Below are 10,629 nucleotides of genomic sequence, written 5' to 3'. Positions count from 1 at the left end.
AAATTAACCTACAAGTGCAATGAAAAAAATTGGAATTACTTTAGTGCTCTGTATATGCAGCTTATTTGCAAAAAGCCAAGAGTTAAACTCACCACAGCTCTCTCAGTATTTAGCAGACAACCCGTTCGTTTTATCGCCAACCTATGCAGGTATTGGCGATCATGTGAAAATTCGTATTAACGGATTAACACAGTGGGTAGGAATTGAAGATGCCCCAGATACACAATCTTTAGCGGCAGATATGCGTATTGGAAATAGATCTGGTGTGGGTATATTTTTATATAATGATAAAAATGGCTATACCAAACAACAAGGGGCTAGACTATCTTTTGCGCATCATTTAACGCTAGATAGATATAATGATGAGTTTTTATCTTTCGGTTTATCCTATAATTTTAACCAATTTAGAATAGACATTCAGGAATTTGTTAACGCTGGGGGAGATCCTGGGGTTACCGATGATAGATCTACGGCAAACCACAACTTTGACGTTGGTCTTTTATATAGAAAAGACAAATTCTATGCGAGTTTAAATGCATCAAACATTTTAGATAAAGATTTATCAGGATTCAACATTACCTATGAACCTAACCGTTTAAGAAATTATTACTTGTATACAGGATACCGTTACAAGAAAAGTAAAAATAGTGACCTTGAAATAGAACCTTCTATTTTATATAAAATGTTTGAAAGTGATGGCCGTTCTGAAACGGATATGAACTTAAAATTTAGATTTTATCAATATGAAGATTACTATTATGCAGGTATCAACTACCGTTTCTTAAATGATCAAATTGGAAAGCCTTTATATATTGCTCCGATTGTTGGACTTAAAAAGAATAATTTATACTTCGGATATTCCTATCAAATACAATTAAACGAAATTACAAACTATAGTACAGGTACGCATGTTGTAACCTTAGGCGTAGATTTATTCCAAGGATTGAGTAATTGTAGATGTACATATTAACGGTTAAAAACAGTTATTTTAAAATACATCCATTAAATTTGCCAAAATTGTAAACACAAGTGGGTAAAATTAGCGTTAGTAATATAAGAGTATACGCCTATCATGGGTGTTTAAGAGAAGAGAGTATTAATGGTAGTGATTATCGGGTAGATATTGAAGTAGAAGCAGATTTAGCTAAAGCATCGGTATCAGATAATTTAAAAGATACGGTAAATTATGTAGTGATAAATTACATTGTTAAAGAAGAAATGGCTATAAAGTCTAAACTTTTAGAACATGTGGCTAAACGTATTTTAGACCGAATTTTTAAAGAATGTCTAACTGTAGAATCAGGTAGTGTAACGGTATCAAAAATTAACCCTCCAATTAATGGCGATGTTGAAATGGTTTCGATAAACTTACAATTAAGTCGATGAACTACACTCCTAACACATAGGATAACATGATAATTATGCAGACATTTGCACCACAATTTATGGCATTGTGGTCGAAATGGATAGACAAAGTTCCGCAAGAACTTTCATAGTGGTTCGAGTCCACTCGATGCCTCTGAAAATAGCGCTTAAATAGGTATATTTAGCATTAAGTTCATAGTATAAAAGCGAAAAAAAAAGCTCTAATTTTTTTTAAAGAAAGATTTAGAGCTTTTTTGTAGTAAAAATTGAATAAACATTGCAATAATTAATTTCTATTGTAATTAATTTTCGTAAATTTGCAAACCTAAATTGGCATTGTGGCCGAGTGGCTAGGCAGAGCTCTGCAAAAGCTTGTACAGCGGTTCGAATCCGCTCGATGCCTCTTCAAAATCCTCTTCTTTCATTAGAAGGGGATTTTTTGTTTTAAAATCCTATAGCTATAGCAACCGCTACAATACTATTCAACTATATGTTTTTAAAGTGGCTGGCGCTCTGTAAAATTTAGAATTTAAGATTCGCATACATTTACTCTTATTATAATTCCTTTAATTCAGTACTCAGATTCTCTCGTGCCTGCGTTTCATATTCCTTTATAAAAACATTTGTTTTATAGATAGTATCTAATTCTAAAATACTTTTTAATACCTGTTTTCTTCCTTTTCTATACATAAAATCAGGATAGATCTGATATTCCTTACGTATCTGTTCAGCATACTTTTTATAGGTTTCAGTACCTTGACCTAAAATTGTTAAGTCTACATCTAAAAGTATATTTATATCCTTATTTTCTGATAGCTTATGCTCTTTAGTAGCTTCAATTTGAGCCATACATTCTTTTATGTTTTTGAATGATGTTTTAGCTATTCTTTTTTGAAAGAGTACCGCACTTCTATGCTCATTATCACTTTTTGTAGCGGAATAGATACTATCATGATAAAAAATAGAAAATAACAGAGTATCTAAATTATTAACTTCAGTTTCAACTTTATTTAATTCCTTAAGCATATGCTCTATATGATCAAGCGTGTGATAATACCTAGAATTAGATGAATAGTTCTGGGCTATTTCTTCCCAACATTCAACATTATAAGCTTCATCAACAGAATAAGTACTCATTAAATTAAGAAATTTTTCTTTCATCATTTTTAAAAAATTAATTTATCAAATTTGGTAACGAGAATAGTACCTGTTCTATAGATAATATATAAAGAAATTTAAACTATTAAGACAGTATTCGCGGTTCTCAATAAGACTATGTCTTTAAAATGTATTCAGATTTTTTTGGTGCTATTGAATGTAACACGGTTGCTAATACGTAATAAAATCGCATTGCTAAAATAAGTAGATACATAAGAAGAGGTAAAAATAAAGCGCTTTAAAATGCCTATTGTTGCTCCGCCTCACGGATTAATTCTATTCCTTCTTGAAGGTTTAATTTGTCTTTAGGTAAGAAACCTTTCGTAATTAATACCAGACCACAAATAATTAAAATAATACCCAAAACTTTTTTTACTAAGAAGATACGTCTAGGCGTTAATTTTTTTCTTAACTGCTTAGCCAATAACATTTTAAAAATATCTGTTACAAAATAGGCACCTATCATAGAACCAAAAAACACGAGGATACGGTCACTATTATTATCTAAGCTAGGACCAACAATAATGATAATTCCAAGCCAGAAAACGAGTACGCCAATATTGATAAAATTAAGTAGGAAGCCTTTTACAAATAAACTTAGGTAATGGCCGCTAGTTACTTTAACTGCTTCATCTCTAAGTTTTACTTGTTTGGTTTTAAAAGTTATAATGCCATACACCAATAATATAGCGCCACCAAAAACATAGAGTCCTGGTTGATTGCTTAAATTTTCAAGCAATTGAAAACTACTGAAATAAGCTGCTGTAATAAATAAAATATCTGCTAGAATAACACCTAAATCAAATATAAGCGCAGCTCTAAACCCTTTTGTAGCACTTGTTTCTAGTAAAACAAAAAAAACAGGGCCAATCATAAAGCTTAAAAAAAAACCTAATGGTATGGCTGCCTGTATATCTTCAATCATAAATTTTTACATTCTGGTTATAGTCCCGCCAAAAACAGTTTTTTCATCCATTTTTTTCGGATTGCCATACACTAAAACTTCTCCTCCTGCTTTAACACTTGCTTTCACATAGTTAATAGCATAAATTTCTGCTTTAGAACCTGCATTAACATTTACAGTAGTAAAATTAGTTTTAAATAATTTTCCTTGATAAATACCACCGGTATTGATCATCACATCTTGATTATCAGAAAAGCCTGTTGTAGTTATTATACCACCAGTAACGGTTTTAATAAGCAATTGTTCTACTTGTGTATTGATAACCAACTCACCACCCTCTTGAGCTTTTAACTCTAGTAAATCTTGCTTTATAGCTTCTTTACTGGTGATACGCGCATCTTCATTAACATCAATAGTAATTAAATCTTCTGTATAGTACAAATCTACAAAAGTTCTGTACCCACTAAAAATTTTACCGAGCTCCATTCGTAATTTTAATACACCTTCATTATTAACAATAGCTACTTTACTGGTATTAGAACCAGTAATTACTGCTTTATTAACAGTAGATTTTATTAAATTAATAGACAAGCCATCAAATGCCTTGACAGTTGTAAATTTATCAAGATTTTGAGTAACCTTCTCGCTCTGTGCTTGTCCAGTAATTAGGCCAATCACTAAGAAAGTTACTATAAAATATTGTTTCATTTTTTTTGTTTTTAGGTAATTCTAATCATTACTAAACAAATTCTATTCCAAACTACAAAAATTCGCTATTCTGCCTTACCAATCAATGTAAAATCTAAATGTCTTTTTACAAGATCTGTATTTTTTACCATTACGATTACTTCATCACCAAGTTGGTATACTTTCTTAGTACGTTCCCCAATGATAGCATATTGTTTTTCATCAAAATTATAGTAATCACCTTTTATGTCACTAATACGAACCATTCCCTCGCATTTGTTTTCTACAATTTCTACATAGATTCCCCATTCGGTTACTCCAGAAATTACACCCACAAATTCACGATCTTGATGATCTTCCATGAATTTAATTTGCATGTATTTAATAGAATCACGTTCTGCACTAGAAGCTAAACCTTCCATATCTGAAGAATGTTTACATTTTTCTTCATAAACCTCTTTTTTAGCGGTAGCACCATTATCTAAATAATGTTGCAATAAACGATGTACCATTACATCAGGATACCTACGAATTGGTGAAGTAAAATGGGTATAGTAATCAAAAGCTAAACCATAGTGACCAATATTATCGGTAGTATAAATAGCTTTACTCATGGTACGTATAGCAAGGGTATCTACCATATTTTGCTCGCCTTTACCTTTTACATCTTCTAAAAGCTGATTTAAAGAGCTACTTATGGTCTTTTTACTCTTGAAGTCTAGCTTATGACCAAAACGAGAGATAATCCCATTTAAAGCCATTAGTTTCTCTTCATTTGGCTCATCATGCACTCGATACACAAAAGTTTTCTCTGGTTTTTGCTTCCCAATAAATTCGGCTACTTTTCTATTTGCTAAAAGCATAAACTCTTCAATAAGTTTATTAGCATCTTTAGCTTCTTTAAAATAAACACTTTCTGGTTCTCCTTCTGGTGTTAAATTAAAACGTACTTCTACTTTATCAAAAGATATAGCTCCTGCATTCATTCTACGCGAACGCATAATTTTTGCGAGTTCGTCTAATTTTAAAGTGGCATTAACAACTTCTTCAGAAACTTCATAAGCAGCAGCTCTAATAGAAATATCTTCAGGAATGCTATTTACTTTATTTTCAATAATATGTTGTGCTTCTTCATAAGAAAAACGTTCATTAGAATTTATAACCGTACGGCCAAACCATTCCTTAATGACATGTGCTTTTTTATCAATTTCAAAAATAGCAGAAAAAGTATATTTTTCTTCATGCGGACGTAAAGAACACGCATTGTTAGAAAGTACTTCTGGTAACATAGGTACCACCCTGTCTACTAAATAAACAGATGTTGCTCTTTCATATGCTTCATCATCCATCACCGTATCTGGCGTTAAATAATGCGAAACATCTGCAATGTGAATTCCTATTTCAAAATTCCCATTATCTAAAACTTCAAAAGATAAGGCATCATCAAAATCTTTAGCATCACGTGGATCAATTGTAAAGGTCAGCGTATCACGCATATCTCTACGTTTTGCAATTTCTTCTGGTTTAATAGAAGTATCTAAATCATTTGCAAATTGTTCTACTTCTACTGGAAATTCATAAGGCAAACCATATTCTGCTAAGATAGAATGTATTTCCGTATTGTGTTCTCCTGGTTTTCCTAAAACTTGTGTAATAGTACCATAAGGAGAATCGGTTTTATCTGGCCATTCGTTATATTCTACAATAACCTTATCGCCATCTTCCGCATTGTTAATTTTATCTTTAGGAATAAAGAAGTCGGTATACATTCTAAAATCGCCTACACGTACAAAAGCAAAAGACTTTTGCATATCAAGAATCCCTACAAAACTGGTCTTAAAACGTTTTACAATTTTAGTAACTTCACCCTCTAATTTCTTCCCTTTTCTACGTGGATAGATGTAAATTTCTACCGTATCCTTATGAAAAGCCTTGTTTATTTTGTTCACAGGAACGAAAACATCATCGTCCATACCTTCAATAATGATGTAAGCATTACCTCTTCCTGTAATATCTACAGTACCGGTATGATAGGTTTTGGTATTCTCTATAGCCTTGTATTTCCCTGGGGAAGTTTCTACAATTCTACGCTTCTCTTTTAATTGTACTAATCTCTTTATTAAGTCATTACGATCGTTAGCCTCACTAATTTGTATTTTAGCAGCAATCTCTTTGTAATTAAAACTTTTATTTGGTTCTTTTTCTAGGACAGTGAAAATACCTCTTGTAATTTCATTCTTTTTCTGACCTGAAGAGCTTTTCTTTTTCTTCGACATTCAATTCTTTAATTTATCGGAAAATTACAAATTATAATCCATAGGTAGCATTAAGCATTTGTAAACTCACTTTTTTAAATCTTCTTAGTTATAAACATATATAATATATATACTTTTTCTTTTTTTTAAAATTTAAATAAAATGGTGATTATTATAGTGTGTTAATAACCGATATAAATTTAATTAAGTTTACTTGTTTTGCGTTTATAAATAACTTTATTGACAATTTATACAATTGATTATAAATTTAAAATCAGTCCTTTAAATAGGTTATTAACTAATCTTAACAACTTCTGTTAACATCAATTTATTGATAAGTAGATGTAAATTTATTGTTAACTACTCTGTTTGAAGTGGTGATATCTTTTCTGTAGATTTTTAGAAGTTTATCGTTGAAATACCAATAAGTTTCGTAAACCAGAATTACTATTTAATATCAAAATTTACTAGTTAGTTTTTTTAAGTAGTTTATCAACAATTCTACATAAGTACTAAAGAGCTAAGTAACAGCATCTTTTCCATATGGTTAAAAAAATGTTGTTAATAAGCCAAAATCTGTGGTGAAACCATAGGTATTTGTACCTTTACGGTATAAATAACAGTGTATTATGAAGATAGCTATAGGCAATGACCATGCCGGTACAGATTACAAATTAGCCATAGTAGGAATGTTAAAATCTATGCATATAGAGGTTAAGAACTATGGTACTGATGGTACAGATAGTGTAGACTATCCAGATTTTGTTCACCCAGTGGCAGAAGATGTAGCTTCTAACGCTGTAGATTTTGGTATCATTATATGTGGTAGTGGTAATGGTGCTTCTATTACAGCCAACAAACATCAAAAAGTACGTTCTGCGTTATGTTGGACCAATGAGATTGTTGCTTTAGCTCGGCAACATAATGATGCTAACATATTAAGTCTCCCTGCGCGTTATATTTCATTACCTCAAGCTTTAGAAATGGTAAAGACATTTTTAGAGACTAAGTTTGAAGGTGGTAGACATGAACGTAGAGTAGAAAAAATACCTTGTAAATAATTTAGGATATGGGTCACAATCACGCACATGGCCACCAACATAACCATCCAGATTTAAAAGGAAGAAACCTTTTGATTTCTATCTTATTAAATATCATTATCACCGTAGCGCAAGTTATAGGGGGTTTGGTATCTGGTAGTTTGTCTTTATTATCAGATGCACTGCACAATTTTAGTGATGTCTTATCACTTATTGTGAGTTACATTGCTGCTATTTATGCGAAAAAAGAGGCTTCTACCAATAAAACATTTGGTTATAAAAGGGCTGAAATTATCGCAGCTTTCGTAAACTCTGCTTCTTTAATTGTAGTTGCTATTATTTTAATTAAAGAAGCTGTAGAACGTTTTTTTGATACACACCCCATTCAGTCTAATATTGTTATTTGGTTGTCTTTATTAGGGATTGTTGCCAATGGCTTAAGTGTCTTATTATTAAAGAAAGATGCCAATACCAATATGAACATGAAATCTGCATATCTACATTTATTAACAGATATGTTGGCTTCTGTAGCAGTATTAATCGGTGGTCTGGTTATGAAATTTTATGAATTGTATTGGGTAGATGCTTTACTAACCTTATGTATTGCGTTTTACTTAATCTATGTAGGGTATGATCTTTTAAAAACTTCTACGCGGGTACTTATGCTTTTTACGCCAAATACAATAGAGATAAATAAAATTGTAGAAGCTTTACATAAGATAGATACCATTAAAAATGTACACCACGTACATATTTGGCAATTAAATGAGGACGAAGTACATTTAGAAGCACATATAGATTTTGATACCGACATTCGGTTATCAGAGTTTGATGCTATTCTAGAGAAGATAGAAGAAGAGGTCTTTCATAAATTTGGAATTAACCATGTCAATATTCAGCCAGAATATGATAAGATTGATAACAAACAAATTATAGTTCAAGATTAAGCTATGTTAAAAGTTCAAGTAAAAAGGTTTGATGAATTATCTACAACAGAATTGTATGTTATTTTAAAATTGCGAAGTGAAGTTTTTGTGGTAGAACAAGATTGTGTATACCAAGATGTAGATGGTAAAGATTTCAAATCATTACATGTTATAGGGTATAACGATGAAGATATTGCAGCTTATACGCGTATTTTTAAAGCAGGCGATTATTTTAAGGAAGCCAGTATAGGTAGAGTAGTAGTTAGCCCTAAATACCGAAAGGATGGTTTTGGTAGAGAAATTATGAAAGCCTCTATTGCTGCTGTTAACAAAGCGTATGGAGAAGATACTATCCGTATTTCTGCTCAAAAATACCTTTTAAAATTCTACACCTCATTGGGGTTTAATGTGGTAGGTGAAGAGTATTTAGAAGACGGTATTCCGCATATGAATATGATTAAAAATTAGCCTGTTCATAACTTGTTAATTCAAGGACAGTTGTTAAATTTCAATGACCGTTCTTGAATTCCTGTTGTCACTTCGAGTGAATGATTTTGTAGCGATAGCGAAGAAATCATTAGTATCGAGAAGCTTTTTAATTTGCAGGAGTTCTCGATACATTTTCCATACGTTTCACTTCCTGGAAAACACTCGAACTGACAATCTAGTTTTCTAATGAGCTTGTTTTTTCATGAACAGTTGTTGAATTCCTGTTGTCACTTCGAGTGAATTATTTTGTAGCGGTAGCGCAGAAATCATTAGTATCGAGAAGCTTTTTAGTATGTATGAGTTTTCTAATGAGCTTGTTTTTTCATGAACAGTTGTTGAAATTCAATGGCAGTTGTTGAATTCCTGTTGTCACTTCGAGTGAATGATTTTATAGCGATAGCGGAGAAGTCATTAGTATCGAGAAGCTTTTTAGTTTGCAGGAGTTCTCGATACATTTTCCATACGTTTCCCTTCCTGAAAAACACTCGAACTGACATGCTAGTTTTTTAATGAGCTTGTTTTTTTCATGAACCGTTATTGAAATTCAATGGCGGTTGTTGAATTCCTGTCGTCACTTCGAGTGAATGATTTAGTAGCGATAGCGGAGAAGTCATTAGTATCGAGAAAGGTTTTAGTTCAGATAAGTTCTCTATACATTTTTTATTGCGTTTCCCTTCCTAAAAACCACTCGAACTGACATACTAGTTTTCTAATGAGTTTGTTTTTTTCATGAACAGTTGTTGAAATTCAATGACAGTTGTTGAATTCCTATTGTCACTTCGAGTGAATGATTTTGTAGCGGTAGCGGAGAAGTCATTAGTATCGAGAAGCTTTTTAGTTTGCAGGAGTTCTCGATACATTTTTCCATACGTTTCCCTTCCTAAAAAACACTCGAACTGACATGCTAGTTTTTTGATGAACTTTTTTTTTCAATGACAGTTGTTGAATTCCTGTTGTCACTTCGAGTGAATGATTTTGTAGTGATAGCGGAGAAATCATTAGTATCGAGAAGCTTTTTAGTTTGTATGAGTTTTCTAATGAGCTTGTTTTTTCAATGACCGTTGTTGAATTCCTGTTGTCACTTCGAGTGAATGATTTTATAGCGATAGCGGAGAAATCATTAGTATAGAGAAGCTTTTTAGTTTGCAGGAGTTCTCGATACATTTTTCCATACGTTTCCCTTCCTAAAAAACACTCGAACTGACAATCTAGTTTTCTAATGAGCTTGTTTTTTCAAGGACGGTTGTTGAATTCCTGTTGTCACTTCGAGTAAATGATTTAATAGCAATAGCGAAGAAATCATTAGTATAGAGAAGCTTTTTAGTTGAGATAAGTTCTCGATACATTTTTCCATACGTTTCCCTTCCTAAAAAACACTCGAACTGACATGCTAGTTTTTTGATGAACTTTTTTTTTCATGAACGGTTGTTGAATTTCTATTGTCACTTCGAGTGAATGATTTTGTAGCGATAGCGGAGAAATCATTAGTATCGAGAAGCTTTTTAGTTGAGATAAGTTCTCTATACATTTTCCATACGTTTCCCTTCCTGAAAACACTCGAACTGACATGCTAGTTTTTTAATGAACTTTTTTTTTCAATGACAGTTGTTGAATTCCTGTTGTCACTTCGAGTGAATGATTTTGTAGCGATAGCGGAGAAATCATTAGTATCGAGAAGCTTTTTAGTTTATATGAGTTTTCTAATGAGCTTGTTTTTTCAAGGACAGTTGTTGAAATTCAATGACAGTTGTTGAAATGGTGTTGTCACTTCGAGTGAATGATTTAGTAGCGATAGCGGAGAAATC

General features: G+C 32.1%; 9 protein-coding genes and 1 tRNA gene. 6 read left to right on the top strand and 4 right to left on the bottom strand.

Annotated elements, in window-relative coordinates:
* Positions 1-19 precede the first annotated feature (19 nt).
* The 3 genes from CELAL_RS07355 (at position 20) to CELAL_RS07345 (ending at position 1,768) form a co-directional block, all read left to right on the top strand.
* Positions 20-970 (top strand): PorP/SprF family type IX secretion system membrane protein, encoded by a 951-nt coding sequence (locus CELAL_RS07355; RefSeq protein WP_013550270.1) that lies wholly within the window; start codon positions 20-22, stop codon positions 968-970.
* Positions 971-1,029: 59 nt separating this feature from the next.
* The gene (gene folB, locus CELAL_RS07350) at positions 1,030-1,386 is read left to right on the top strand and encodes a dihydroneopterin aldolase (protein ID WP_013550269.1); all 357 of its coding nucleotides are present in this window, start codon (positions 1,030-1,032) and stop codon (positions 1,384-1,386) included.
* A gap of 311 nt (positions 1,387-1,697) precedes the next feature.
* A tRNA-Cys gene (locus CELAL_RS07345) sits at positions 1,698-1,768 on the top strand.
* A gap of 152 nt (positions 1,769-1,920) precedes the next feature.
* On the opposite strand, the gene CELAL_RS07340 is transcribed toward CELAL_RS07345, so the two are convergent.
* The 4 genes from CELAL_RS07340 to rnr all read right to left on the bottom strand — a co-directional run bounded on the left by CELAL_RS07340 (position 1,921) and on the right by rnr (position 6,390).
* The gene (locus tag CELAL_RS07340; RefSeq protein ID WP_013550268.1) at positions 1,921-2,529 is read right to left on the bottom strand and encodes an HD domain-containing protein; all 609 of its coding nucleotides are present in this window, start codon (positions 2,527-2,529) and stop codon (positions 1,921-1,923) included.
* A 241-nt stretch (positions 2,530-2,770) separates the two neighbouring features.
* A complete protein-coding gene (locus CELAL_RS07335; RefSeq protein ID WP_013550267.1) occupies positions 2,771-3,448 on the bottom strand; it encodes a LysE family translocator in 678 nt (225 codons plus the stop codon).
* Between the two features lie 6 nt (positions 3,449-3,454).
* Positions 3,455-4,135 carry a head GIN domain-containing protein gene (locus CELAL_RS07330; protein WP_013550266.1) on the bottom strand — a complete coding sequence of 227 codons (681 nt, stop codon included), beginning with the start codon at positions 4,133-4,135 and terminating at the stop codon, positions 3,455-3,457.
* Positions 4,136-4,200: 65 nt separating this feature from the next.
* Positions 4,201-6,390, bottom strand: a complete 2,190-nt coding sequence (gene rnr / locus CELAL_RS07325; RefSeq protein WP_013550265.1) for a ribonuclease R — start codon at positions 6,388-6,390, stop codon at positions 4,201-4,203.
* Positions 6,391-6,998: 608 nt separating this feature from the next.
* On the opposite strand from rnr, the gene rpiB reads away from it, so the two are divergent.
* Genes rpiB through CELAL_RS07310 form a run of 3 tightly spaced genes read left to right on the top strand, consistent with a single transcriptional unit; the run spans position 6,999 to position 8,803 of the window.
* Complete coding sequence (gene rpiB, locus CELAL_RS07320) at positions 6,999-7,430, top strand: ribose 5-phosphate isomerase B (RefSeq protein ID WP_013550264.1); 432 nt, start codon at positions 6,999-7,001, stop codon at positions 7,428-7,430.
* Between the two features lie 8 nt (positions 7,431-7,438).
* Positions 7,439-8,356, top strand: a complete 918-nt coding sequence (locus CELAL_RS07315) for a cation diffusion facilitator family transporter (protein ID WP_013550263.1) — start codon at positions 7,439-7,441, stop codon at positions 8,354-8,356.
* Between the two features lie 3 nt (positions 8,357-8,359).
* Positions 8,360-8,803, top strand: a complete 444-nt coding sequence (locus CELAL_RS07310) for a GNAT family N-acetyltransferase (protein WP_013550262.1) — start codon at positions 8,360-8,362, stop codon at positions 8,801-8,803.
* Positions 8,804-10,629: the final 1,826 nt, after the last annotated feature.

The sequence above is a fragment of the Cellulophaga algicola DSM 14237 genome, assembly GCF_000186265.1.
In the GTDB taxonomy this organism is placed as follows: Bacteria; Bacteroidota; Bacteroidia; order Flavobacteriales; family Flavobacteriaceae; genus Cellulophaga; species Cellulophaga algicola.
The sequence above is the reverse complement of the archived record's forward strand: the minus strand, read 5'-3'. Positions and strand labels throughout refer to the sequence as shown.